The sequence below is a fragment of the Shinella sp. GW821-FHT11G07 genome (assembly GCF_058808115.1).
In genome coordinates, this window is record NZ_JBXARJ010000002.1 from 438229 (window position 1) to 462188 (window position 23960).

General features: G+C 62.8%; 22 protein-coding genes and 1 tRNA gene. 14 read left to right on the forward strand and 9 right to left on the reverse strand.

The features are described from left to right. Positions 1-27 precede the first annotated feature (27 nt). Together AC1RT2_RS05610 and AC1RT2_RS05615 are read left to right on the forward strand one after the other, a co-directional pair. A complete protein-coding gene (locus AC1RT2_RS05610; protein WP_493100395.1) occupies positions 28-870 on the forward strand; it encodes a phytoene/squalene synthase family protein in 843 nt (280 codons plus the stop codon). Between the two features lie 78 nt (positions 871-948). Further along, positions 949-1401: a hypothetical protein gene (locus tag AC1RT2_RS05615; RefSeq protein ID WP_493100158.1), complete on the forward strand. Its 453-nt coding sequence runs from the start codon at positions 949-951 to the stop codon at positions 1399-1401. Between the two features lie 3 nt (positions 1402-1404). Here AC1RT2_RS05615 and trmFO read toward each other — a convergent pair whose 3' ends face one another. From trmFO to AC1RT2_RS05630, 3 genes are all read right to left on the reverse strand, one after another. Continuing rightward, positions 1405-2814 carry a methylenetetrahydrofolate--tRNA-(uracil(54)-C(5))-methyltransferase (FADH(2)-oxidizing) TrmFO gene (gene trmFO, locus AC1RT2_RS05620; protein ID WP_493100160.1) on the reverse strand — a complete coding sequence of 470 codons (1410 nt, stop codon included), beginning with the start codon at positions 2812-2814 and terminating at the stop codon, positions 1405-1407. Positions 2815-2971: 157 nt separating this feature from the next. Then, positions 2972-3115, reverse strand: coding sequence for a DUF1127 domain-containing protein (locus tag AC1RT2_RS05625; protein WP_069058671.1), 144 nt, complete (start codon positions 3113-3115; stop codon positions 2972-2974). A 335-nt stretch (positions 3116-3450) separates the two neighbouring features. Beyond that, positions 3451-3594, reverse strand: a complete 144-nt coding sequence (locus AC1RT2_RS05630; protein ID WP_069058672.1) for a DUF1127 domain-containing protein — start codon at positions 3592-3594, stop codon at positions 3451-3453. A 1098-nt stretch (positions 3595-4692) separates the two neighbouring features. On the opposite strand from AC1RT2_RS05630, the gene AC1RT2_RS05635 reads away from it, so the two are divergent. The 5 genes from AC1RT2_RS05635 (at position 4693) to AC1RT2_RS05655 (ending at position 9695) form a co-directional block, all read left to right on the forward strand. Beyond that, positions 4693-5796 carry a DUF2157 domain-containing protein gene (locus tag AC1RT2_RS05635; protein ID WP_493100163.1) on the forward strand — a complete coding sequence of 368 codons (1104 nt, stop codon included), beginning with the start codon at positions 4693-4695 and terminating at the stop codon, positions 5794-5796. Between the two features lie 2 nt (positions 5797-5798). Beyond that, positions 5799-6386, forward strand: coding sequence for a GDYXXLXY domain-containing protein (locus tag AC1RT2_RS05640; RefSeq protein ID WP_493100165.1), 588 nt, complete (start codon positions 5799-5801; stop codon positions 6384-6386). A gap of 139 nt (positions 6387-6525) precedes the next feature. Continuing rightward, a tRNA-Leu gene (locus tag AC1RT2_RS05645) sits at positions 6526-6610 on the forward strand. Between the two features lie 279 nt (positions 6611-6889). Then, a complete protein-coding gene (tig, locus tag AC1RT2_RS05650) occupies positions 6890-8365 on the forward strand; it encodes a trigger factor (RefSeq protein WP_493100167.1) in 1476 nt (491 codons plus the stop codon). Positions 8366-8567: 202 nt separating this feature from the next. Next, positions 8568-9695, forward strand: a complete 1128-nt coding sequence (locus AC1RT2_RS05655) for a DUF2336 domain-containing protein (RefSeq protein ID WP_493100169.1) — start codon at positions 8568-8570, stop codon at positions 9693-9695. 3 nt (positions 9696-9698) lie between these two features. On the opposite strand, the gene AC1RT2_RS05660 is transcribed toward AC1RT2_RS05655, so the two are convergent. Then, the gene (locus AC1RT2_RS05660) at positions 9699-10130 is read right to left on the reverse strand and encodes a hypothetical protein (protein WP_493100171.1); all 432 of its coding nucleotides are present in this window, start codon (positions 10128-10130) and stop codon (positions 9699-9701) included. Positions 10131-10200: 70 nt separating this feature from the next. Beyond that, positions 10201-12258: a DNA topoisomerase IV subunit B gene (gene parE, locus AC1RT2_RS05665; RefSeq protein WP_493100173.1), complete on the reverse strand. Its 2058-nt coding sequence runs from the start codon at positions 12256-12258 to the stop codon at positions 10201-10203. A gap of 306 nt (positions 12259-12564) precedes the next feature. On the opposite strand from parE, the gene AC1RT2_RS05670 reads away from it, so the two are divergent. From AC1RT2_RS05670 to pyrG, 4 genes are all read left to right on the forward strand, one after another. Then, positions 12565-13449 (forward strand): alpha/beta hydrolase, encoded by an 885-nt coding sequence (locus AC1RT2_RS05670; RefSeq protein WP_493100175.1) that lies wholly within the window; start codon positions 12565-12567, stop codon positions 13447-13449. Positions 13450-13500: 51 nt separating this feature from the next. Further along, positions 13501-14271, forward strand: coding sequence for a triose-phosphate isomerase (tpiA, locus tag AC1RT2_RS05675; RefSeq protein ID WP_493100177.1), 771 nt, complete (start codon positions 13501-13503; stop codon positions 14269-14271). A gap of 122 nt (positions 14272-14393) precedes the next feature. Continuing rightward, positions 14394-14879, forward strand: coding sequence for a preprotein translocase subunit SecG (gene secG, locus AC1RT2_RS05680; protein ID WP_493100179.1), 486 nt, complete (start codon positions 14394-14396; stop codon positions 14877-14879). A gap of 148 nt (positions 14880-15027) precedes the next feature. Then, on the forward strand, positions 15028-16656 hold the full coding sequence (gene pyrG, locus AC1RT2_RS05685; RefSeq protein ID WP_069058682.1) for a CTP synthase: 1629 nt from the start codon (positions 15028-15030) through the stop codon (positions 16654-16656). A 51-nt stretch (positions 16657-16707) separates the two neighbouring features. Here pyrG and AC1RT2_RS05690 read toward each other — a convergent pair whose 3' ends face one another. After that, the gene (locus tag AC1RT2_RS05690; RefSeq protein WP_493100181.1) at positions 16708-17931 is read right to left on the reverse strand and encodes an MFS transporter; all 1224 of its coding nucleotides are present in this window, start codon (positions 17929-17931) and stop codon (positions 16708-16710) included. Positions 17932-18049: 118 nt separating this feature from the next. On the opposite strand from AC1RT2_RS05690, the gene AC1RT2_RS05695 reads away from it, so the two are divergent. After that, positions 18050-18640 carry a TetR/AcrR family transcriptional regulator gene (locus AC1RT2_RS05695; protein WP_493100183.1) on the forward strand — a complete coding sequence of 197 codons (591 nt, stop codon included), beginning with the start codon at positions 18050-18052 and terminating at the stop codon, positions 18638-18640. An 8-nt stretch (positions 18641-18648) separates the two neighbouring features. Here the strand turns inward: AC1RT2_RS05695 and AC1RT2_RS05700 are convergent, their stop codons facing one another. Then, the gene (locus tag AC1RT2_RS05700) at positions 18649-19794 is read right to left on the reverse strand and encodes a ceramide glucosyltransferase (RefSeq protein WP_493100397.1); all 1146 of its coding nucleotides are present in this window, start codon (positions 19792-19794) and stop codon (positions 18649-18651) included. A 214-nt stretch (positions 19795-20008) separates the two neighbouring features. After that, on the reverse strand, positions 20009-20554 hold the full coding sequence (locus AC1RT2_RS05705; protein WP_493100185.1) for a cysteine hydrolase family protein: 546 nt from the start codon (positions 20552-20554) through the stop codon (positions 20009-20011). A 101-nt stretch (positions 20555-20655) separates the two neighbouring features. Here AC1RT2_RS05705 and AC1RT2_RS05710 point away from each other — a divergent pair, with 101 nt between their 5' ends. Further along, positions 20656-21615, forward strand: coding sequence for a GlxA family transcriptional regulator (locus AC1RT2_RS05710; RefSeq protein WP_493100187.1), 960 nt, complete (start codon positions 20656-20658; stop codon positions 21613-21615). A gap of 64 nt (positions 21616-21679) precedes the next feature. Here the strand turns inward: AC1RT2_RS05710 and AC1RT2_RS05715 are convergent, their stop codons facing one another. Then, on the reverse strand, positions 21680-22921 hold the full coding sequence (locus AC1RT2_RS05715) for an NAD(P)/FAD-dependent oxidoreductase (protein WP_493100399.1): 1242 nt from the start codon (positions 22919-22921) through the stop codon (positions 21680-21682). A gap of 144 nt (positions 22922-23065) precedes the next feature. Between AC1RT2_RS05715 and AC1RT2_RS05720 the strand changes: the two genes are divergently transcribed. After that, entirely contained in the window at positions 23066-23959 is an 894-nt protein-coding gene (locus tag AC1RT2_RS05720; protein ID WP_069058687.1) for a VOC family protein, read from the forward strand. Position 23960 lies beyond the last annotated feature (1 nt).

The following is a 23960-nucleotide window of genomic DNA, read 5'->3' on the forward strand; positions in this document are numbered from 1 at the left end:
GAAGGCGGTTTTCTCGACGTGACCGATATGCAAGCCAATTACGCGCACTGTCTGACGGTGCTCCGCGAGACCGATCGCGACCGTTATCTCGCCTGCCTGCTGGCGCCGGCGGAAAAGCGGGGTGCTCTCGCCGCACTTTATGCCTTCCACGCCGAGATCGCCCGTGTGCGCGATATGGTGCGCGAGGCGCTTCCCGGCGAAATCCGCCTGCAATGGTGGCGTGACCTGCTGGAAGGCGAGGCGGATGGAGACGCTTCCGCCAATCCGCTCGCTGCCGCCTTGCTGGCCACGGTCAAGGAATACGGGCTGCCCATCGCCGTGCTGACGGACATGATCGAAGCGCGCATCTTCGATGTCTACAACGATCCGATGGAAAGCCGTTCGTCCTTCGAAGGCTATGCCGGCGAGACCGCGTCTGCGCTGATCCAGCTCGCGAGCCTCATTCTCGATCCCGCCGATGCGCCAAAATCCGCCAATGCAGCCGGTCACGCCGGCGTGGCGCAGGCCGTGGCGGGCGCGCTGCTGATGCTGCCGATCCATCGTCGGCGCGGACAAGTCTACCTGCCGGCCGATCTCCTGGCCGCAACGGGTTTGACGCCTGAGGCTCTGCTCGACGGTAGCGACAGGCCTGCGGCAACGCGGGCGGTGGAAGCGTTTGTCGGCCTCGGGCGTGAGCATCTTGCCAAGGCGCGCGCAGCGAACGGCATATCGGCGGCCAATCGCCCGGCCTTTTTGCCTGTTTCCCTGGTTCGGCATATACTGGATGCCGTGGAGAAGGCCGGCGCCGGAGCGCTCGACCGCTCCCCGCAGCCTCCGCAATGGCGGCGGCAATGGTGGATGTGGTGGGCAATGCGTCGCGGTCCGTTCTGAAAACCTGACAAGACGCAAAATTGGCGCAAGCCTTGTCCGCTACAGCGGCAGAACGTTTTTCGTGGAGGAGTCGCGCCAATGCTCTGGACCATCACCGTTGGTTGCCTGCTGTTGGCAGGCCTTATCTTCCGGCAGACCTTTCGCCGGGAAGAGGGGCAGGAGATGGCGGGGGAGGATGCAGGCCTTGCGATTCTGGAATTCGGCCGGGCCTTTCCGGGTGAGGCGATCCGCGAGGTGATCACCACCACGAATGGCCGCACGGTGTTCCTTCGGCTGCATGACGGCAAGGCCGGCTGCATGAACGCCCACGGTCACCACTATTCCTGCCACCTGATCGAACCCGGCACGGTGCGCGTCAACAGCGCCGGTCCCAAGCGCCTCACCGTACAGTTCGCCAACGCCGCTTATGAAGGCGGCACCTTCGAATTCCGCGACGAGCGGGAGACGGCAGAAGTCTCGCTCTGGCTGCTCGGCAGCTTCATGCCCGGCCTGGCTGGCGCAGATCAGCAGATCGTCGGCCAGCCAAGCTGAAGTTCAGCCCTCAAGCCACCGTGCGCAATCGTCGAGAGCCCGGGCGGCGGTCGCCTGTTTCTTGGCGATTGCCTTGTCCTTGCCGCGAAAACGCTTCAGTCCTTCCGGTCTGGTCACCGCTCCCGGGTCCAGCGGCGGGAACAGGCCGAAATTGACGTTCATCGGCTGGAAGGAGCGTTTGCCGGGTTCGTCGTCCGAGACGATGTGGCCGCCAGTGATGTGGCCGAGCAAGGAGCCGAAAGCCGTCGTTTCCGGTGGCAGCGACGGGGTTTCGCCACGGCGCTCGGCGGCGGCGAAGCGGCCGGCGAGCAGGCCGATGCTCGCGCTTTCCACATACCCTTCGCAGCCGGTGATCTGGCCGGCGAAACGCAGGCCCGGGCGGCCCTTCAGTGTCAATGAGCGGTCGAGCAGCGTCGGCGAGTTGATGTAGGTGTTGCGGTGCAGGCCGCCGAGGCGGGCGAATTCCGCACTTTCGAGGCCGGGGATAAGGCGGAAGATTTCCGCCTGCGCGCCGTATTTCAGCTTCGTCTGGAATCCAACCATGTTGTAGAGCGTGCCGAGCGCGTTATCCTGCCGGAGCTGCACGACGGCATAGGCTTTCACGGTCGGGTTGTGCGCGTTGGTCAGGCCCATAGGCTTCATCGGGCCGTGGCGCAGCGTCTCGCGGCCGCGCTCGGCCATGACTTCGATCGGCAGGCAGCCGTCGAAATAAGGCGTGCCTTCCCACTCCTTGAAGCCCGTCGTGTCGCCGGCAATCAGGGCGTCGATGAAGGTATTGTACTGCGCTTCGTCCATTGGGCAGTTGATATAGTCCTTGCCCGTGCCGCCGGGGCCGACCTTGTCGTAGCGCGACTGGAACCAGCAGATATCCATGTCGATGCTCGGGGTGTGCACGATCGGCGCGATGGCGTCGAAGAAGGCGAGCGAATCGGCACCGGTCCGCTCCTGGATCGCGGCGGCAAGCGACGGTGCAGTCAGCGGGCCGGTCGCGATGATCGCCTGGTCCCAGTCTTCCGGCGGCAGGCCGGTCACTTCTTCGCGTGTAATGGTGATCAGCGGGTGGCTTTCGAGCGCTGCGGTAACGGCGATGGAAAAGCCGTCGCGATCCACGGCAAGCGCGCCGCCGGCCGGAACCTGGTTGGCATCGGCCGAGCGCATGATCAGCGAACCGGCAAGCCGCATCTCGGCATGCAGCACGCCGACCGCATTGCTGGTCGCATCATCGGAGCGAAAGGAGTTGGAACAGACGAGTTCGGCAAGGCCGTCCGTCTTGTGGGCATCCGTGCCGCGCACGCCGCGCATTTCATGCAGGATGACGGGGATGCCGCTTTCGGCGATCTGCCAGGCGGCTTCGGAGCCGGCAAGGCCACCGCCGATGACGTGAATGGGGGCGAAGGAAGAGGTTTTTGTCATGGCGGTTCGTTACCATGGGGGCCGGAGCAATTCCAAGGAAAAGCGTCTGGCGCGCATGCCGCATCCCGGAATCAAAAACGGCACCAGATGGTGCCGTTTGAAGCGTTCCTCGCGCGTCGCCGTTTCCGGCCGCAGCGGCGGAAATCCGGCTGATGTCTTAGCGGAAGGAACGGGAAGCGATGTCGCGGATGTCGTAACGGGTCAGGCCGATGTCGGACAGCGTGTGGTTCGACAGGTTGCCAAGTTCGTTCATCGTGCGGCGGTAGGAAATCCAGTTCTTTGCAATGCGGATCGGGTTCATGGTCTTGCTCCTCGAAGCGGTTGGCCGGGAGGTCTGCTCGCCGGTTTGTGAGGTCTATATACGCCCGCCCCTTATTAATGTGCAGTGCAAAGAAAATGCAGCTGCTATGCATTTGTGCAATAAGATGATTAACGCGTGGGCATCTGGTTTCGCTTCGGGCAAAAAGGCAGAAAGTGCCGATATTCCGGGCAGATAGGGTGATAGACACCGGAAATCATCGATAGCGCGGACGAAGAGATGCGACATTGTGCGCCGCAAAAAAAACGACAAACGAAAACGCCCTCCGGTGGGAAGCCGGAGGGCGTTTGAAATGGATCCGTTCAGGATCGTTCGGCTTAGATCGAAGCCTTGCGAGCGATGTACGGGATATCGCTGCGGCCGATGCCGAGGTCGCGGAGTTCACGGTCCGACATACGGCCGAGTTCGTTGACGGTCTGACGGTACTTGCGCCAGTTGTTAAAAGAGCGTGCCAGGTTCATGTCTTTACCCCTTTCTTGGGCTGCGTACTGGGCGGCCGCTCATCTTTGGCGCCGCCCTGATCTGATGGATTGAAATATACGCTGCATTGCCGAAAAGAACAGCGCTGTTACGGCACGGCACCAATGCATTTTATGCATGTCAAGCGGAAATATTGGCAAAATTCTGGCCAAAATCCGGACGATTCGCCACAAAGGTAGAGGCTGCTATGCATCCCAGTCTGGGTGCGGCGCAAAAAACAACGCCCGCCGGGGAGGAGATCCGGCGGGCGTTGCTGATATCGATTGACAACCTGGGAGGAGGAGGGGCTGCCAATCCTGTCGGGGACGTTGGGAGGAGGAGATCGTCGCCCGACCGATAACGTTTATATAGTTCGCCGGGCCTTCGGACAGAAGCGCCGGATGAGAATGGCACCCATGCACTCTGCGCATATGCAGCAGACCAACGAAGCTCGGTTGCGCAAGCTTTAAGCTGGCGGGTGCGGCATGGGGAGAAAATCGGTTATTTGGGGCGGCGAGCCATGCGCCTTGCGCAAATAATAACGCCCGCTGGGGGAGGAGGTCCAGCGGGCGTCACTAAAGATGATTGGCAACTGGGAGGAGGAGTGTTGCCAATCGCATCGGAGGGACGCTGGGAGGAGGAGTGCGTCGCTCCGAATTCCATGTCGATCCCCGTTTCCGGGGCGTCGGGTCTTCGGCATCATGCCGGGCGTTCGACCAGTCCGCCCTCCCGTTTCTCTGTCGCCTCACACTACGCGGCGCCTTGATTTCCGGGCCAGATCATTTCTGATCCGATGACTGAACTATAGCTCCCCTTTTTGATTTTGTGCAGTGCAATATCGGCATGGATGATATGCGCCGGATGCATGCTCCAAATCGGGAGGCCAATCGGCCTTTGCATGCTAAAAATGCCATGGATTTCTTTATTTCTCGTTAATCTTGGTGGTCGCGATTGCCATTTCAAGGCGGAATGGCGCGAAGATTTGCCCGTTTATGGGTTTTTTGCTCCGATTGCGAATTTCCGGGTAACCTATATCGTCCCTGTTGGCAGAGCCGGAATCGGCGCGATGACGACGCATTTTGCGAACGGAGCGGGAACGGATGTACAGGGGCAGGCTTGAACGCGATCTCAAACTCTGGGCGGAGCAAGGCCTGATCGATGCACCGGCCGCCGGGCGCTTGCTGAAGGAATATGATTCCCGCCCCAGCTCGTTCAGCCTGGGCCGCGTGCTGATGATCATCGCAGCGCTTCTCGTCTCTGCTGCCGTCCTGCTGCTCGTTGCCGCCAATTGGGAGGCAATCCCGCGTCTCGTCCGGCTCGTCGGCATCGTGGGTGTGATCTGGGGAGCCTATCTTGCGGGCGGCGTGCTTATCACGCGTGGCGCAGAGCGGCTTGCCGCCGCCTTTCTCGTGCTCGGCACGCTCGCTTTCGGCGGTGCGATCGCGCTTGTCGGGCAGATGTACCATCTCTCCGGCGATACGTTCCAGGCGATGCTGGTCTGGTTTGCCGGCGCGGTCGTGGCGGCCGTGCTCTTCCGTTCAAGCGCCGTCACGGCCATTGCAGGCTTTCTGGCCTTCGTCGTTGCCGGTGCGGACTGGACCGGGTCCTACAATGCCCACGAGATGGTGCTGCTTTGGCTGATGCCTGTCATGGCCGTCATCATTATCCTGCTCGTGCGCTACACGGGCGCCGACAGGGTGCGGCACCTGGCCTATCTGCTGCTCGTGACCTGGCTTGCCTTTATCTATAGCGAATATGAGACGCCGACGACTGCGATTGCGATCGCTGCCTTCGGCGCTGTTGCCTATCTGCTTGCCGCCGTGCCGCAATCGCCGCTTCATGCGGTTGCGCGCAGTGCCGGCGCCTCTCCGGCCTTCTATTCCTACCTCGTGCTGATCGTCGGCCTTTTCGTGCTGCACGCCGAATTCGATGACATTGGAAATCGGTTGTTCCTCGGCATAATCACGCTCGTTGCCGCCATCGCCGGCATCGCATTGTCCGGCAAGGAGAACGGGGCGGTGCGCTATCTCGGTTACGCCACCTTCGCCGCCGAGACCCTTTACCTTGCATCGGAGACGATCGGCTCGATCATCGGTACATCCGGCTTCTTCCTTGTTTCCGGCTTGGTGGTGGCACTGATCGCCTGGGGCGTGATCGCGCTGGAGCGGCGGTTCTCCCAGACTGCAACGAAGGCGGAGGCCTGACCATGACGACATCCCGTTTTTTCAGCGTGCCCCCGCTGGTCGCCGCCATCGTCGCAGCCGCACTCCAGACGGCCGTGCTGGGCTACATGGTCGAAAGCCGCGCCTCCATCCTGCGCAGCGGGGCGGACATCAAGCTGAAGACGCTGCCCGTCGATCCGCGCGACCTGTTGCGCGGCGACTATGTCATCCTGTCCTATCCGGTTTCGACGATCTCGAAAGCGATCGTGACGGGCGAAGCGCCCAAAACCAGCGGGCTCGTGCGCATGTCCGTGCGGCTGAAGCCCGGCACCGACGGCCTGTGGACGGCGACCGAGGCAAGCTTCGGTGATCTTGCGCCGGCGGAGGGCAGTGTCGTGCTGCGCACGCTGCCGTTCGATTACTACGCCGGAGTGGATGGAGTGCCGGAAACATTGTTCGTCAATTACGGTATTGAGCGCTATTATGTGCCGGAAGGCGAGGGCAAGGTGCTTGAGGAGGCGCGCAATCAGGAAGAGCTGGAAGTGGAGGCGCGGGTCTCGAAAGATGGCACGCCACAGATTGCCCGGCTGATCCTGCGCGGCGAGCCGATTTACGACGAACCGCTCTATTGACGGCGAAGGGGCGGGATAGCGCCCGTTTCCACGTATTTTTCCTTTGATCCGCCGAAAACGGGTGATATAGAGACGCCGCGCTCGGAAGGCGCCATGATGAGCGGCCGCAAGCCGCCCGTGGCAACGAGGTTTCTGAGACGCGGGTATGGTGAAATTGGTAGACACGCCAGATTTAGGTTCTGGTGCCGCAAGGCGTGGGAGTTCAAGTCTCTCTACCCGCACCAGAGCCACCAAACGCGGAAACGGGAGTTTCAGCGGTTTGTGGACACTGCTGCATAATCCCTTAATTCGAACGCGATTTAAGGGATTATGCAGCAGATTCTAAAGTACGATAGCGTTCTTTGTACGCCATGATTGGCGCGCGGCGCTGTCGAGAGCGCCATTTTGCTTGCCAAAAGGCCACCGAATTCAGTAAAGCCACTGCCGGCACATGGACCGGCGGGGTGTTCGCCATAACCGGCAGGCCGGTTTGAACACCGCCAACTCGAAATAAAGGTTTGAACATGCAGGTTATCGAAACGCTCGCTGAAGGGCTGAAGCGCGAAATCAAGGTCGTCATCCCGGCCAAGGACATGGAAACTCAGCTGAATGAGCGTCTTCAGGACGCCAAGGGCCGTGTCCGCATCAACGGTTTCCGTCCGGGCAAGGTGCCGTTCGCGCATCTCAAGAAGATGTACGGCAAGTCGATCATGGCTGAACTCGTCAACGAGATCATCCGTGACCGTCCGTCGACGATTCTCTCCGAGCGCGGCGAAAAGTCCGCTACGCAGCCGGAAATCGCGATGACCGAAGACCAGGCCGAAGCCGAGAAGATCCTCGCCGCTGAAGCCGATTTCGAGTTCACGCTCTCCTACGAAGTCATCCCGGCAATCGAGCTGAAGGACGCTTCCGGCATCGCCGTCACGCGCGAAGTCGTTGAAATCGATGCTTCGGAAGTCGACGAGCAGATCCTGAAGATCGCCGAAAGCGCGCGTTCCTACGAAACCAAGAAGGGCAAGGCCGCTGACGGCGACCGCGTCACGATCGATTACCTCGGCAAGGTCGACGGCGAAGCCTTCGACGGCGGCAAGGACGAAGACGCAGAACTCGTCATCGGCTCCAACCGCTTCATCCCGGGCTTCGAAGAGCAGCTCATCGGCCTGAAGGCTGGCGACGAGAAGGTCATCACCGTGACCTTCCCGACGGAATACCCGGCCGCAAACCTCGCCGGCAAGGAAGCCACCTTCGACATCAACGTCAAGGACGTCGCTGCTCCGGCTGAAGTCGAGATCAACGACGAGCTGGCCAAGAAGCTCGGCCTCGAATCGGCTGACAAGCTGCGCGAAATCGTCCGCGGTCAGATCGAAAGCCAGTACGGTTCGGTCACCCGCCAGAAGGTCAAGCGTCAGATCCTCGACCAGCTCGACGAGATGTACAAGTTCGACACGCCGGAGCGCCTGGTCGACGCCGAATTCGAAAACATCTGGCGCCAGATCAACACGGACCTCCAGCAGTCCGGCAAGACCTTTGCTGACGAAGACACCACGGAAGAGGCAGCCCGCGAAGAATATCGCAAGCTTGCCGAACGCCGCGTCCGTCTCGGCCTCGTTCTCTCGGAAATCGGCGAAAAGGCCGGCGTCCAGGTAAGCGACGATGAAATGCAGCGCTCGCTCTATGAGCAGCTGCGCCAGTTCCCGGGTCAGGAAAAGCAGATCCTCGAATACTTCCAGAAGACCCCGGGTGCCGCCGCATCGCTGCGCGCCCCGATCTTCGAAGAGAAGGTCGTCGATCACCTGCTCAGCGAAATCAAGGTTACGGACAAGACCGTTTCCAAGGACGAGCTGATGGCTGAAGACGAAGAGGGTTCCGACAAGGAAACCAAGAAGGCTGCGCCGAAGAAGAAGGCTGCTGCCAAGGCTGACGCTGCGGAAGGCGAAGACGCCGCTCCGAAGAAGAAGGCTCCGGCCAAGAAGAAGGCCGCTGAAGGCGACGCCGAGTAATCGGTTCGATCCCATCGAATACGGAAAGGCCGCCCATCGGGCGGCCTTTTTTGTTTTGCGGCGCCTGGTAGGGCCGGGCCTCGATGCCTTTTCGCGCGTTCATGGCGATGACCGTCCGGTTAACGGATATGGTGAACCAATCTTAAACACTTTGTCGATAGCGTGTTTTCTTAGAATTTGGTGCAGGCGTTTGGGGCGTCCATTGATCGTTCATGCTTTTCTCCGATGGGTCGAGACCGCGCGGGCAGCCGACAGGGCGAAGGCGGCCAGTGTGTTGGCACGGGCTTACGCACGCGCCCGCATTGCCGTCGAAGACCGGCACGCCGCTGAAATGGCGATGATCTTCCTGCTCGACGATCCGGCGCCGAAAGTGCGGTTGGCGCTCGCCGAAGCACTCGCCGAGTGCGGGGATGCCCCGCGCGCCGTCATTCTGCCGCTTGCCGAAGACCAACCGGAAATCGCCGCGCATATCATTCTTTGTTCGTCTTTGCTTACGGATACCGATCTCGTCGATCTCGCCGCCAGGGGGAGTGATGTGACGCGCATGCTGGTGGCAAACCGTGTCTATGTCTCCCGACCGGTATGTGCCGCGCTTGCCGAAATCGGCGAAGTACCGGACGTAGTGGCATTGCTCGAGAACGAGGGGGCGGTGCTGTCCCGTCGTAGCCTGGTGCGCATTGCCGACCGTCTCGGGCACGATGCGGACATCCGTGCGCTGCTGCTTGACCGTGAAGACCTGCCGAGTGATGCGCGCCATGCGCTCGTCGAAAAGGTCGGCACCGCCCTTGCCGGCTTCGGGCTTATCCAGGCGGCGGTTGGAACGAGCCGCGTCGAGCGTATCACACGCGAAGCCTGCGACATCGCAACGATCGGCATGGTGGCGGAGGTGACGTCGGCCGAAATGCCGGCCCTCGTCGAGCATCTACGCCTCACCGCACGGCTGACGCCGGTCTTTCTCATGCATGCGCTGTGCACGGGACGGGTGGAGTTTTTTGCTGCCGCGATTACCAATCTGTCCGGGCAGGCGGAACGGCGCGTTCGTTCCATTCTCTCCGACGGTCGCGAGGCCGCGGTGCGTGCACTTTACGAGGCCGCAGGCCTTGGCCGGGACATCAGCGTGCTGTTTTCCGAGGCGACGATGCTGTGGCGGTGCGAGGCCAAGGGGGGAGATGGCCTGCTTTCGGTCTCCGAGCGGCTGCTGTCCAGCGCCCGCGCTGCAGGCAACACGTCCTGCCAGTCGATGCTGGAGCTGGTCGAGCGCCTGGCGATTGCCGAGCAACGCCAGACGGCGCGCAGCTACGCCGTCATCGCTACGCGCGAAGCGGCATGAACCTCATTTGGTGAAGCGTTTTACCACCCAAGAGTAACCATCCTCGGCGTAGCGCACAGGCGTGGTCACGGCGGCCTTCAGGGCCGCTTTGTCAGGAATGGCCTTTTTCACGAAGTTCAGCGTGCGGGTCGCCAAGCCTTCTTTGGCTTCCGCAGTTTCGGCCGGTACCGGAATCTCTGTGGCGGCAAAGGTGTCCGCCGGCGTTGCATCGGGCGCGGGCTTAGCCACATCGGCGGTGATACGATCGCCTGAGCTTTCGCACACGGCGACGATCACCGGGTAGTTCTTATTCTGGTGGCGATTGATATAGGTTTCGGCCTGCGCATCGCAGAGCGATACGGTCTGCCAGCTGCGGTCGACCGTGTCGATGTAATGGCACTGGGTCGCGCTGTCGTCGCAACCCATGATCGTCATGACGATGAGCGCAGCTTTCATGGCCGTCCTTTCCGCCTTCGTTCCTGCCGGTTAGAAGCCGGCTTTGCCGCGAAAATAAGGCGGCAAAACCTCAGATATCAAGGTTGTCGGCGAAGACCGCACGCTCCTGGATGAAGCGGAAGCGGGCTTCCGGCTTGGTGCCCATCAGGTCGTCCACGGCCGTGCGTGTGCCCTCGAAATCCACGTCGTCGATCGCGACCTTGAGCAGCGTGCGCTTCTTCGGGTCCATCGTGGTTTCCTTGAGCTGTGCCGGCAGCATTTCGCCGAGGCCCTTGAATCGGCCGATCTCCACCTTGCCGCGGCTGTTGAACTCGGTGCGCATCAATTCCTCGCGGTGCCCGTCGTCGCGCGCATAGAGCGTCTTGCCGCCCTGGCTGAGGCGGTAGAGCGGCGGTACGGCGAGGAAGAGGTGGCCGCCGCGGATGAGGTCCGGCATTTCTTGGTAGAAGAAGGTGATGAGCAGCGAGGCGATGTGCGCGCCGTCGACGTCGGCATCGGTCATGACGACGACGCGTTCGTAGCGCAGGTCCTCTTCGCGGTATTTCGAGCGGGTACCACAGCCGAGTGCCTGTATCAGATCGGAAATCTGCTGGTTGGCGCTGAGCTTTTCGCGGCCGGCGCTGGCGACGTTGAGAATCTTGCCACGCAGCGGGAGAATGGCCTGGTTGGCACGGTTGCGTGCCTGTTTTGCCGAGCCACCGGCCGAATCACCCTCGACGATGAAGAGTTCGGCGCCTTCGGCGGAGTTCTGCGAGCAGTCGGCGAGTTTGCCGGGCAGGCGGAGCTTGCGCACCGCGGTCTTGCGGCTGACTTCCTTCTCCTTGCGGCGACGCAGGCGCTCTTCCGCGCGTTCAATCACCCATTCGAGCAGCTTTGCCGCTTCACCCGGATTGTCGGCGAGGTAGTGGTCGAAGGGGTCGCGCAGCGCATTCTCGACGATACGCTGGGCCTCGACGGAGGCAAGCTTGTCCTTGGTCTGGCCGACGAATTCCGGCTCGCGGATGAAGACGGAGAGCATGCCGACGGCCGAGATCATCACATCGTCGGTGGTGATGCCCGCCGCCCGCTTGTTCTGCGTCAGTTCGGCGTAGTTTTTCAGGCCCTTGGTGAGGGCGATCCTGAGACCGGCCTCATGCGTGCCGCCGTCAGCTGTCGGAATGGTGTTGCAGTAGGAATGGATCAGCGAATCGCCGCCGTACCAGGTGACGGCCCATTCAAGCGAACCGTGGCCGCCGGACTTTTCGCTCTTGCCGGCAAAAATCTCGCGGGTGACGGTGTAGTCCTTGCCGAGCGTTGCCTGGAGATAGTCCTTCAGGCCGCCGGGGAAATGGAAGACGGCCTTTTCCGGTGTTTCAGAGCCTTCCGGCAGCAGCGACGGATCGCAGCTCCAGCGAATTTCGACACCGCCGAAAAGATAGGCTTTCGAGCGGGCCATGCGGAAGACGCGGCCAGGATCGAAACGGGCATGCGCGCCGAAGATTTCCGGGTCGGGATGGAAGCGCACCTTCGTGCCGCGACGGTTGTGCACGTCGCCAAGCTCTTCCAGGCCGCCGACCGGCTTGCCGCGGGAAAAACGCTGGCGGTAAAGTTTCTTGTTGCGCGCGACCTCGACCTCAAGATGGTCGGACAGCGCGTTGACCACCGAGACGCCGACGCCGTGCAGGCCGCCCGAGGTCTCGTAGGCCTTGCCGTCGAACTTGCCGCCGGCGTGCAGCACGGTGAGGATGACTTCGAGCGTCGACTTGCCCGGCATCTGCGGGTGGTTCTCGACTGGGATGCCGCGGCCGTTGTCGGTGACCGTCAAAAAGCCTTCGGCGTCGAGGTTGACGTCGATGAAGTTGGCATGGCCGGCAACCGCTTCGTCCATCGAGTTGTCGATGACTTCGGCGAACAGGTGGTGCAGCGCTTTCTCATCCGTGCCGCCGATATACATGCCGGGGCGCATGCGTACGGGCTCGAGGCCTTCGAGCACGCGGATCGCCGAGGCATCGTAGCCGCCCGAGCCCTCGCTGATGGGCTGCCGTGGCTCGCGTGCAGGCGCGGTCACTGTCGGCGTTTCGGCCGGAGCGGCGGGCTGCTTGGCGGGCGTGGAGGGTATATTGGCGAAAAGATCGTTGTCGTCTTGCATGGGCTGTTCAGAGTTTGTTCCGTTTGCCAGTTCTCCCGTCGATCCGGGTGGATCGGGGTTTGGCGAAAATAAGTTCATCGGCGAATCACCAACGACTCTGCCAGATTCCGTGGGGTTTCGCGATGACAGACTGGCGAATAACCGGCTGAATCCGGTCTGCCACCCTGTCTCATTTTCCGCCGCATCGTGCGACGCCGAATGATTTCACTCGGCTGCACATGCGCGAAGCCGCGCCAACCGCTTGCCGAGGATTGCGTTGCGCGTGGGCGGATGGCAAGTATCGCCACCGCAAGGGAGCGCCAGTTCATGCCTCAGTCCACAGTTCATTGCTTCCTCCGGCTGGTTCTGGCCGCACTGTTCGCCGGCATGGCCGCGCAGGACGCGGCCGCGCTGACGCTCGATGCTTGGAAGGACGCGCTGTTTGCCTATGGCGAAGTGGTGGAAACGTCGGATGACGGGGCGCTTCGCGTAGTTGACTACCAGGAACTGCGCGATATCAACGGGCGCGACCAGGTGCCGGAGCGTCGCGTAAAGGCCGCCTATGTGTCGACGGCGGTAAAGAAAGCGCAACAGAATGCAACGATCGATACGCCGGCGGGGCCGATCGACGTTTCGATGACGGGCAAGGGCGAGGGGGCGGCCTTCAGCGTCATCTTCATCCATGGCCGCGGCGGCGATCGCCGGCTCGGCAGCAACGACTGGAATTTCGGCGGCAATTTCAACCGGCTGAAGAACCTCGCGGTGCGTGGTGGCGGCGTCTATTATGCGCCGAGCGTGCCGTCTTTCGATGACGCGGGTGCGGCGCGCGTTTCGGGCCTCATCCTCACCGCCAAGGCGCTCTCGCCGAATGCGCCGGTCATTCTCGCCTGCGCCTCGATGGGCAGTTTCATCTGCGCCCGCGTGGCGCGCGATCCGGTAGCGGTCAAAAGCCTTGCCGGCATGGTGCTGATGGGTGGCGCGGCGGATGGCGACTATGCGAAGACGCCGGCCTTCAAGGCGAAGCTGCCGGTCTATTTCACCCACGGCGACAGCGACAGTGTCTATGCCGCCAATGACCAGATCACTGTCTTTCGCAAGCTGCGCAAGGCCGGCGTGCCGGCGCGCTTCGTGCTGTTCCAGACCGGTGGCCACGGCACGCCCGTGCGCATGACGGACTGGCGGGAAACGCTCAACTGGCTGTTTGCGCAATAGGCTTCGATTTGCTACGCCGCAAGCGACCGATTTTATGAATAGGGAGGCCTCATGACACCGGACGTAACCCCGCTTGTTGCCGGGAACTGGAAGATGAACGGCACGCGCGCATCGCTCGACCAGATCAAGGCGATGGCCGAAGGCGTGAAGGGGCCGCTCTCTGAGAAGGTCGAGGCGCTGATCTGCCCGCCAGCGACGCTACTCTATGTGGCGACCGCACTCTGCGACGACAGCCCGCTTCTGATCGGCGCGCAGGACTGCCATGAAAAGGCATCGGGCGCGCATACGGGTGATGTCTCGGCGGAAATGATCGCCGACTGCTTCGGCACACACGTCATCGTGGGGCATTCCGAGCGCCGCACCGACCACAAGGAAAGCGACGCACTGATCCGTGCCAAGGCCGAGATCGCCCACCAAAACGACCTCGTCGCCATCGTCTGCATCGGCGAGACCGGGGACGAGCGCAAGGGCGGCAAGACGCTGGACGTGCTGAAGACCCAGCTTGACGGCTCCGTGCCGGACGCCGCAACGGCGGAAAACACCGTCATCGCCTATGAACCGGTCTGGGCGATTGGCACGGGTCTGACGCCGACGGCGGCAGACGTGGAAGAGGCGCACGCCTTCATGCGCGCCGAACTGACGGCCCGTTTTGCCGGCGAGGGCGCCAAGATGCGCATTCTCTATGGCGGCTCGGTAAAGCCCGGCAACGCCAAGGAGCTGATGGGGGTCGCCAATGTCGATGGCGCGCTGATCGGCGGCGCAAGCTTGAAATCGGACGACTTCCTTGCCATCTACCGGGCATACGAAGAGCTCACAGCCTGAAGCTTGCTTCGCCTGCCTGCAAAAGGGCAGGTGGATTGACTTGTAGGGCTTGGAATGGTGCGCGGCTTGGTATATTGAGCCGCAAACCTGAAATTTGGGCCGTCTGGCCGGGATCCTGAAACATGCAGACCATTTTGCTCGTCATCTATCTCATGGTCGTCGTCGCGCTGATCGGCGTCGTGCTGATCCAGCGCTCTGAAGGCGGCGGCCTCGGCATCGGCGGCGGCTCCGGCTTCATGTCGGCGCGCGGCACGGCCAATGCCCTGACGCGCACCACGGCCATCCTCGCCACGCTGTTCTTCGTTCTGGCGCTCGGCATGGGCATCATCGCCCGCTACGAGACGCAGCCGACCGACATTCTCGACCGTATCCCGGGCACGACCGGCACGGGCGGCGTTCTTGATGCGCTCGGCGGCGGCGAACAGAGCCAGGGCACGCAGAACAACCAGACGCCTGCGGCGACCGGCACCGACGCCGTTCCGACCGAAGGTGGCGCGGCAACCGGAACCGGCACCGGCACTGGCAATACGCCCACCACGACCGGCACCGGTACGACGGGCGGCGCAACGGGCACGGAACAGAATTCCGGCGTCCCGAGCGGCCAGTAAGCTGCAAGGACTAAAAGACAAACCGGCCGGTTGGCGAAACCCAACCGGCCTTCTTCTTGTGTAAAACGCCGATTGCGCCTTCCGAAATCACGCCCAAGGTGATTTTTCGGTGGCGGAATCGATTTTGAAAAGGTATTCGGTGACTCCCATGGCGCGATATGTATTCATCACAGGCGGCGTGGTTTCTTCCCTCGGAAAAGGCATCGCTGCCGCTGCACTCGGAGCTCTCCTTCAGGCTCGCGGTTACCGCGTTCGCCTCCGGAAGCTAGACCCCTATCTCAATGTCGACCCGGGCACCATGAGCCCGACGCAGCACGGCGAGGTGTTCGTCACAGACGACGGTGCGGAAACCGACCTCGACCTCGGCCACTATGAGCGCTTTACCGGGCGTTCGGCCACCAAGACCGACAACATCACCACCGGTCGCATCTACAAGAACATCATCGACAAGGAACGCCGCGGCGACTATCTCGGCGCGACGGTGCAGGTCATCCCGCACGTTACCAACGAAATCAAGAACTTCGTCACCGACGGCAACGAAGACTACGATTTCGTTATCTGCGAGATCGGCGGCACGGTGGGCGACATCGAGGCCATGCCCTTCATCGAGGCGATCCGCCAGCTTGGCAACGATCTGCCGCGCGGCACGGCCGTCTATGTCCACCTGACGCTGATGCCCTACATTCCGGCCGCTGGCGAACTCAAGACCAAGCCGACGCAGCACTCCGTCAAGGAGCTGCAGGCCATGGGCATCCATCCGGACATCCTGCTGGTGCGTGCCGACCGGGAAATCCCGGAAGCCGAGCGCAAGAAGCTCTCGCTGTTCTGCAACGTGCGCCAGACCGCCGTGATCCAGGCGCTCGACGTTGCGTCGATCTACGACGTGCCGCTCGCCTACCACAAGGAAGGCCTGGACGACGAGGTGCTCGCCGCCTTCGGCATCGAGCCGGCGCCGAAGCCGCGTCTCGAAGCCTGGCAGACGGTTTCCGATCGTATCAAGACGCCGGAAGGCGAGGTTACGATCGCCATCGTCGGCAAATACACGGGCCTCAAGGATGCCTACAAGTCGCTGATCGAGGCGCTGTACCACGGTGGCATCGCCAACCACGTCAAGGTCAAGCTTGAATGGATCGAGTCGGAGGTCTTCGAGAAGGAAGATCCCGCGCCGTATCTGGAGAAAGTGCACGGCATCCTCGTTCCCGGCGGTTTTGGCGAGCGCGGTTCCGAGGGCAAGATCAATGCGGCGCGCTTTGCCCGCGAGCGCAAGGTGCCGTATTTCGGCATCTGCTTCGGCATGCAGATGGCGGTCGTGGAAGCGGCGCGCAATCTCGCCGGCCTTGAAAAGGCGTCGTCCACGGAATTCGGCAAGACGGCCGAGCCGGTCGTCGGCCTGATGACGGAATGGGTGAAGGGAAACGATCTGGAGAAGCGTTCAGCCTCGGGCGATCTCGGCGGCACGATGCGTCTTGGCGCCTATCGCGCGACGCTGAAGGGCGGCACCAAGATCGCCGACATCTACGGCTCGACGGATATTTCCGAACGTCACCGTCACCGCTACGAGGTGAACGTCGATTACAAGGACCGGCTGGAAGGCTGTGGCCTCGTCTTCTCCGGTATGTCGCCGGACGGTGTTCTGCCGGAGACGGTGGAATATCCGGATCATCCGTGGTTCATCGGTGTCCAGTACCACCCGGAACTGAAGAGCCGCCCGCTCGATCCGCACCCGCTCTTTGCGAGCTTCGTGGAAGCGGCGCTGGAACAGAGCCGCCTCGTCTGAGGCAATCCATTCAAAATGAAAAAGCCCGGCATCTCTGCCGGGCTTTTTTGTTTATTCAGCGGCTTGCACCAGCGGGCAGACCCCGTCATCGCAATCCTCGCCGGCAAGTACGCGCTGGCCAAGCCCGATGGTGAGGACGGCGCCGAGGCCGGCGGCGACGGAGACCCAGAAGCCGTTCTGCGCGCCGAAGTTATCGACTGCCCAGCCGGCGACGAAGGCGCCCAGGGCCATGCCGATGCCGATGCCGGTGGTGACCCAGGTGACGCCCTCGGTCAGCATGCTTTCCGGCACGCGACGCTCGACGATGCCGAAGGCGGTGATGAAGGTCGGCGAGATGGCGACACCGCTGAGGAAGACTGCGATTGCGAGCATAGGAACCGTGCCGGCGAAGGGCAGCGGCAGCGCAGTCAGCGCCAGGATGGCGACGGCGATCATCAATTGCTTCTGGAGTGCCATCTTCGGGTTCAAGGCGCCCAGGATGAGGCCGACGACGAAGGAGCCGACGGCGTAGACGCCGATGACGAGGCTGGCGGCATTCGGCTGGCCGAGTTCCTTGGTGATCGCCACTGCGCTGACTTCCGCCGTTGCGAAGGTAGAGCCGACGAAAATGAGGGCGAGCGTAATGATCTGTACGGGGCGGAGACGGATTGCCGATTTCTGTGGCGTGCTGCCGGCGACATGGCGGACCGCCGGCTGGGTGGAGCGCTGCAGCACGAAGGCGAACGTGCCGATAGCGAGGAAGGCGGTGCTGATCAGCATGCCGGCTTCGGGGAAGAGCGCCACGGCGAGACCGACCGAAAGCGAGGCCCCGGCAATGTAGACCAGCTCATCGGCCGCCGATTCGAAGGCGAAGGCGGTGTTGAGTTCCGGGCGATCGCGGAAAATGTCGCTCCAGCGGGCGCGCAGCATGGCGGGCATGCTGGGCATGGCGGCAGCGAGGAAGGCGGAGACGAAGAGCGTCCAGACGGGCCAACCCTGGTTGGTGCCGATAATCAGCGCCAGGAAGGCGATGACGGCGATGATGGTCGCCGGTGTCAGCACGGCTGCCTGGCCGTAGCGATCGACGAGGCGGGAGACCTGCGGCGAGATCAGCGCGTTGGTCAGCGCGAAGGTAGCGGACACGGCGCCGGCGAGCCAGTATTCGCCGTGGGTCTGCGACAGCATGGCGACGATGCCGATCGGCGCCATGGCGATGGGAAGGCGTGCGAGGAAACCGGCGGCGGAAAAGCCTTTCGTTCCGGGCACGCTGAAAATCTCTTTGTACGGGTTGGCCATGGCCTGCTCCTGAAAATGAACCGTCCTGCCACTTACATACGTGGCGTATGTCGAAGAGATAGTTGCATACGTGGCGTATGTCAAATAAAATACGCGGCGTATGTGAAAGGAAAGTGCCATGCGCAAACCGCGCGAGGAAATGATTGCAGAAACGAAGGCCAAGCTGATTGCTGCCGGGCGGCTGGCTTTCGGAACCGTTGGCTATGCAGAAGCGTCGATGGATGACTTCACGGCGGGCGCCGGGCTGACGCGTGGCGCGCTGTACCACCACTTCGGCGACAAGAAGGGGCTTCTCCAGGCGGTCATCCGGGAAATCGACGCGGAAATGACGACGCGGCTGCACCAGGTTTCGGCAGCGGCTCCGAATCGCTGGCAAGGGTTCGTCGCAGAATGCGTCGCCTATATCGAGATGGCGCTGGAGCCGGAAATCCAGCGCATCATGTTTCGCGATGGGCCGGCAGTGCTCGGCGACGTGTCGCAATGGCAGACCACAAGCGGCTGCATCGCTGCACTCAGCCGCAGCATCGAGCAATTGAAGGCCGATGGCGTGATGGCGGATATCGATACGGAGGCGGCGGCTCGCCTGATCAACGGCGCCAGCAGCCATGCCGCCCTGTGGATCGCCAAGTCGGAGGCGCCGGAAGAAACCTCCCGGCGCGCGGTGCAGGGTTTTCGAACGCTGCTGGAGGGGCTTTGCCTGAAGAGCTGACCGGGCTTTTACGACCCGGCCGGCGCTTCCTTCAGTTCGCAGGCAGTGGTGCCGATGGTCATCGTGTTGCCGCGCCAGTCGATATTGCCGCCGACCCAACTGCGCAGCCAGATGGCCGGCATCATGCAGTCGCGCACGATCATGGCCGGGACGGACCAGAGGGAGAGCCGCCAGCCCTTGGCAAGCGCAAGCGCCACTTCCGGCAGGTAGATGGCTGCGAGCACCAGAAGTGCGGCCGGCGCAAGCGTTGCGTCGGACATCATGGCCGCGACAAGCGCCAGTAGCAGCGGCGGGATGGCGCCGAGCAGGATTTCCGGCGTGAAGAAACTCGGGAAGGTGACACGGCGCAGGCGCGACCAGCGGCACTGGCGCGACCAGATGTCGTGCCCCGTGCGGCGCCCCAGCGGCTGCTCGAAGGGCGATGAAACGAGGTGGACCTTCAGGCCCAGGCGGCTGACAAGCTTGGTGGAGGCCGCATCCTCGGCGATTTCCGCACTCAGCGCATGGATGCCGCCGTTCGCATCGAGCATGGGCTTGTACCAGAGCATGCTCTTGCCCTGTGCAAAACCGAGCCCCAGCGCTTCGCCGGCATATTGCCAGCGGGCCTGCTGGGTGTTGAGGAACATGCATTCCACCTCCGCCCAGAAGCCATCCGGCCGCGAGCCGAGCGGCGTCGAGCAGACCAGGCCTGAATCGGTCCGCCAGCCGCCCATCAGGTGCTGGATGTAATCCGGCGGCATCAGCACGTTGGAATCGGCGAGGATCACCCAATCATGACGTGCTGCCTGCCAGCCCTTGACGCAATTGTTGAGTTTTGGATTGGCGCTGACGCGGTCGTCACCGACGAGGATGCGCGCTGCGACATGGGAATGCCGCGCGGCGGTCTTCTCGATTTCCGGGATGATGGGATCGCTGCCATGGGCGACGCAAAACAGCAGCTCATAGTCCGGCCAGGTCAGGCGAAAGGCACGATCCAGCGTTTCGGCCGTAAAATTCTCGATACCGCGGACGGGAACGACGATCGAGACCGGTGGCTTTTCGTCGATTGCCGGCGGTGCGGCGTCGGCTGGTTTCAGCCGCTTGCCGGCGATCACGATGCTGGCGAGGTTGGTCGCGACAAGAGCGCCCGAGGCAAGGGCGAAGGCCTGAGCCATGTCCATTCAACGCGTACTCCGCTTGGCGCCGGTCCTGGCGGCTGCCGGGTGCATTCACGCGGGAAGAGACATCATTGTCACATGACAGGCGAATGACGCGCCGCAATACGCGCGTTCGAAGGACGGTGATTTCCGGAGGCTTTCGTCTTCGGCTTGCCATCCCCGCCGGAGCGGAGATGGCCATTTTTCAGGTTTTTTCAGATGCTTCCCGGATTCAAGACAGGAAGTCGGCCGTTGTCGTGACCTTGCCGTAGCCGAATTCGAGCGCCGACATGATCGTGGCGTGAACCTGCGCGGCGGGCACGACCGAATCACCGAATGCCTTGTCGCGCGTGGCGCAGGCATCGTGCACGACGGTGAGCCCGTAACCGAGATCGGCGGCGGCGCGGGCGGTCGCGTCGATGCAGACGTCGCTCATCGCACCGACCACCACGACCTCTTCGATGCCGCCGTCCTGCAAGGTCTGCTGGAGTGTCGTTTCGCGGAAGGAATTCGGAAAATTCTTGACCACGACCGTATCGCCGGCCTGCGGCGTCACCGCCGGGATCGGGTGGATGCCGTCGGTGTTCGGGGCAAAGAGCGGCGAATCGGCCTCCTTCGCCACGTGATGGACGTGGATGATCCGGTCACCCTTGCCGCGGGCGGCGTCGACGACGCGGGCGGCGTTGGCGGCGGCGGCATCGATGCCGGTCAGCGCGAAGCTGCCGGAGGCGAGATAATCCTTCTGGAGGTCGACGATGATGACGGCGCGTTTGCTCATGGGAGATCCTTTCTGCACATGATTGAAGTCATGGACATTCTGCCTCGGGCCTGCCATCTCTCGCCATTGGCGATATCGACATAATACAGGGTGAAAGTGACATGGCAGCCGCGGCCGAGATTGGACTGGTGCTTTATCCGGGGGTACAGATGGCGGCCGTGCTCGGCATGACCGATCTCTTCAATTCGGCGATGGAACTGGCCGGCCGGAAGGGTGCGGCGGGGCCGGTGCTCGGGGTCAGCCATTGGCGGTTGGAGGACGGGCAGCCGGTGCGCATCGAAGCGAGTGCTCTCCCGACCGGGGCGTCGCGGCCCTGCGTTCTCGTGCTGCCGCCGGCGCTTGGCGATCCCATCCGCCGGGAGGACGCGGCGCCCTTCGCCGCCTGGCTGCGCGAATGCCATGCCAATGGCATTCAGCTCGCTTCGATCTGTGCCGGGGCCTTTTTGCTTGGCGAGACGGGGCTGCTGACCGGACGGACGATCACCACCAACTGGGTGATTGCCGAGACCTTCGAACTGCGTTTTCCCGATGTTCACGTCGATACGGATCGACTGCTCAGCGACGATGGCGACATCGTCACGGCCGGTGGCGTCATGGCCTGGGTCGATCTTGGGCTGAAGCTGATCGACCGTTTTCTCGGGCCCACGATCATGCTGGAGATCGCCCGGCAATTCGTGGTCGATCCGCCGGGGCGGGAGCAGCGCTACTACAGCACCTTCTCGCCGCGCCTGTTGCATGGCGATGCGGCGATCCTGAAAGTGCAGCATTTTCTGCAGGCGACGGAGGCGAAGGAGATCGGCCTTGAGGGGCTCGCTGCTCAGGCGGAGCTGGAAGAACGCACCTTCCTTCGGCGTTTTCGCAAGGCGACGGGGCTGACGACGACGGACTATTGCCAGCGGTTGCGGGTGGCGAAGGCCCAGGAAATGCTGCAATTCACCACGCGCTCGGTCGACAACGTGGCGGTGGACGTCGGCTATAACGATCCCGGCGCCTTCCGGAAAGTTTTTGCCCGCATCGTCGGGTTGACGCCGGGAGACTATCGCAAACGCTTCCGCTCCTGAGCGTCATTGCGATCCGGGCGATATGGCTTTCCAGTACCATAGCGGCCTTCCGAAGGGTGTTTCGTCAGGTGGTGCCTGGACTGATGGCGAAGAGGTCCGCGTCGGCATCGCCATGGCCGGCGATCGCCGACGAGACGATCTCGGCGGCGATCTGGCTGAAGGTGATGCCGTTGCCGCCAAAGCCCATGACGGCGAAGACGTTGTCCATGCCGGGAACGCGGCCGATCAGCGGCAAGCCGGTGCGGGTCGTGCCAAAAGGGGCAGCCCAGGTGTATTCCGGCGCCGGCAGGGAGAGGCCGAGCAGAGCTTCGGCTTTCCTGCGGATGGTTGTCGCCTTGGTTTCCAGCTTTTGCGGCGAGGCGAAGGCGTCTTCACTTTCCTCGTCCTCTCCGCCGGCAATCAGCCGGCCGTCGCGCGAGCGGCGCAGATAAAGATAGGGATCGGCACCTTCCCAGACGATGCAGTCCTTCAGCCAGTCCGGCAGGGCAATGCCGGGTGGCGTGGCGAGCGCCCAGGTGGAGACGATGGCGTGGTCCTTGTGCGCAAGCGTCTCCAGGAACTCGTAACCGGAACAGAAGACGGCGTGACGCGCGGAGAGAATCTTGCCGTCGGTCGTGGCGAGGAAGACACCTTTCGTCGTTGAGCGCACATCGGTGATTTCGAGCGGGCTGACGAGTTCCACCCCGCGCCTTGCCGCCGCGCGCAGGATGCCGGCGGCCATCTGGGCCGGGTTTGCCGAGGCGGAAATGTCGCTGAGAATAGCGCCGGTGCGATCGAGAGAAAAATGCGCGGCGAGGCCGGCGGCGTCGACAAAATCGGCCTCGATATTGGCTGCATGACGTGCATCAACTTCGGTGCGCAGGGCGCGGGCGCCATATTCGTCGCCCGCAAGGAAGAGCGTCTTCTTACGCTCGAAGCCGCAGGAGAGGCCGAGATCGGCGACGATGTGTGTCAACTGCTCCACGGCGCGCGCCGAGCGCTGCCACGCGCGGCCGGCCTTTTCCGCGCCGATCATGCCGGCGAGTTTGTGGAGCGGGATGTCGATTTCGTGCTGGATCATCGCGGTGCTGGCGAGCGTGCTGCCATGCACGGGCTGGCGGCGGTCGACCACGAGCACGGAGCGTTTTCCATCAGCCAGCGCATGCGCCATCAGGGCACCGGAAATGCCGGCGCCCACGATGATGACGTCGTAGTCATCCTTCGATGGCGTTTGCCTCGTGCGAAGCGCGATGCGGGGCGAGTCGGCCCAAAGGGGGCGGGATTCGTGCAGATCGCGCTGGCGGGTGATGTCGTCGGGCTTTGAAATGGGAATGCTCCGGTGCGGAAGGTGGTCTGGAATGGCTGGCGGATGGAAAAGTTCCGGGCGTCTCTGCCTGTCATGCTGGTGCTTGCATTGCGGGCCGAAAGCATGCAAAGCACGGGGCGCCTGAAACACGACCGGATTTTACCCATGACCGTGAGTTCGAGAACGCCCCGCCCGATCGACCATCTGGTGTTGCCGGTGTCCGATCTCGGTGTTGCCCGCGAGCGTCTGACGGCGCTCGGTTTCACCGTCGCCAAGGACGCGCGCCATCCCTTCGGGACGGAAAACTGTTGCGTCTTCCTCTCCGATGGCAGCTACCTGGAGCCACTCGGTATTGCCAATCGCGAAGAGTGCGAGGAAGCCGCCCGCAAGGGCAATGTCTTCGTCGCGCGCGACCAGGCCTTTCGGTTTCGCCGCGGCATAGAAGGCTTTTCCGGCATCGCCATGGCGAGCAGCGACGCCTGGGAAGACGACCAGCGCTACACGACGGCCGGCCTTTCGGGCGGCGAGGTGCTGGAATTTTCCCGCGACATGCTGCTGCCCGACGGCACATCGGCGACCGGCAGTTTTCGCCTGGCCTTTGCCGCCGACCAACGCAGCCCGGATTTCCTCTTCTTCGCCTCGCAACGCATCCTGCCGCTGCCCTCCGACCGCAAGTCGCTGGAAGCGCATGAGAATGGTGTCGTGGCGCTCTCGGAGGTCGTGCTGTCCGAGCAGAACCCGACCGACTTCCAGTACCTCGTGCAGGAAGCGGCCGATGAGCGCGAGGTCGAGGCCCTGTCCTTCGGCATGTCCGTCGATACGCCTCGCGGCCGCATCACCGTGCTGAACGATGCCGGCCTTGAAGGATTCTATGGCATTCCGCCGGTTGTGGGCACGGACCGTGGCCTCAAGGGGCGGGCGGTCGTGTTTAAGACTTCCAACCTGTCCGATTGTCGCCGCCTGCTGACGGAGCGCGGCGTCGCCTTTAAGGAGCGGGACGGCCGCCTGATGGTGCCACCGGCGCCGGGGCAGGGTGTCCACTTCGTCTTTGGAGAATGAG

What these genes read in the sequence shown, in the direction of transcription:
- AC1RT2_RS05610 (WP_493100395.1), top strand. Translation starts at nt 28, where the DNA reads ATGCAAGCCAATTACGCGCACTGTCTGACGGTGCTCCGCGAGACCGAT.
- parE (WP_493100173.1), bottom strand. Translation starts at nt 12,258, where the DNA reads ATGCAAGACGACAACGATCTTTTCGCCAATATACCCTCCACGCCCGCC.
- secG (WP_493100179.1), top strand. Translation starts at nt 14,394, where the DNA reads ATGCAGACCATTTTGCTCGTCATCTATCTCATGGTCGTCGTCGCGCTG.
- tpiA (WP_493100177.1), top strand. Translation starts at nt 13,501, where the DNA reads ATGACACCGGACGTAACCCCGCTTGTTGCCGGGAACTGGAAGATGAAC.
- trmFO (WP_493100160.1), bottom strand. Translation starts at nt 2,814, where the DNA reads ATGACAAAAACCTCTTCCTTCGCCCCCATTCACGTCATCGGCGGTGGC.
- AC1RT2_RS05635 (WP_493100163.1), top strand. Translation starts at nt 4,693, where the DNA reads ATGTACAGGGGCAGGCTTGAACGCGATCTCAAACTCTGGGCGGAGCAA.
- AC1RT2_RS05710 (WP_493100187.1), top strand. Translation starts at nt 20,656, where the DNA reads ATGGCAGCCGCGGCCGAGATTGGACTGGTGCTTTATCCGGGGGTACAG.
- AC1RT2_RS05720 (WP_069058687.1), top strand. Translation starts at nt 23,066, where the DNA reads ATGACCGTGAGTTCGAGAACGCCCCGCCCGATCGACCATCTGGTGTTG.
- AC1RT2_RS05705 (WP_493100185.1), bottom strand. Translation starts at nt 20,554, where the DNA reads ATGAGCAAACGCGCCGTCATCATCGTCGACCTCCAGAAGGATTATCTC.
- AC1RT2_RS05615 (WP_493100158.1), top strand. Translation starts at nt 949, where the DNA reads ATGCTCTGGACCATCACCGTTGGTTGCCTGCTGTTGGCAGGCCTTATC.
- AC1RT2_RS05640 (WP_493100165.1), top strand. Translation starts at nt 5,799, where the DNA reads ATGACGACATCCCGTTTTTTCAGCGTGCCCCCGCTGGTCGCCGCCATC.
- AC1RT2_RS05690 (WP_493100181.1), bottom strand. Translation starts at nt 17,931, where the DNA reads ATGGCCAACCCGTACAAAGAGATTTTCAGCGTGCCCGGAACGAAAGGC.
- AC1RT2_RS05670 (WP_493100175.1), top strand. Translation starts at nt 12,565, where the DNA reads ATGCCTCAGTCCACAGTTCATTGCTTCCTCCGGCTGGTTCTGGCCGCA.
- AC1RT2_RS05625 (WP_069058671.1), bottom strand. Translation starts at nt 3,115, where the DNA reads ATGAACCCGATCCGCATTGCAAAGAACTGGATTTCCTACCGCCGCACG.
- pyrG (WP_069058682.1), top strand. Translation starts at nt 15,028, where the DNA reads ATGGCGCGATATGTATTCATCACAGGCGGCGTGGTTTCTTCCCTCGGA.
- tig (WP_493100167.1), top strand. Translation starts at nt 6,890, where the DNA reads ATGCAGGTTATCGAAACGCTCGCTGAAGGGCTGAAGCGCGAAATCAAG.
- AC1RT2_RS05660 (WP_493100171.1), bottom strand. Translation starts at nt 10,130, where the DNA reads ATGAAAGCTGCGCTCATCGTCATGACGATCATGGGTTGCGACGACAGC.
- AC1RT2_RS05630 (WP_069058672.1), bottom strand. Translation starts at nt 3,594, where the DNA reads ATGAACCTGGCACGCTCTTTTAACAACTGGCGCAAGTACCGTCAGACC.
- AC1RT2_RS05700 (WP_493100397.1), bottom strand. Translation starts at nt 19,794, where the DNA reads ATGGCTCAGGCCTTCGCCCTTGCCTCGGGCGCTCTTGTCGCGACCAAC.
- AC1RT2_RS05695 (WP_493100183.1), top strand. Translation starts at nt 18,050, where the DNA reads ATGCGCAAACCGCGCGAGGAAATGATTGCAGAAACGAAGGCCAAGCTG.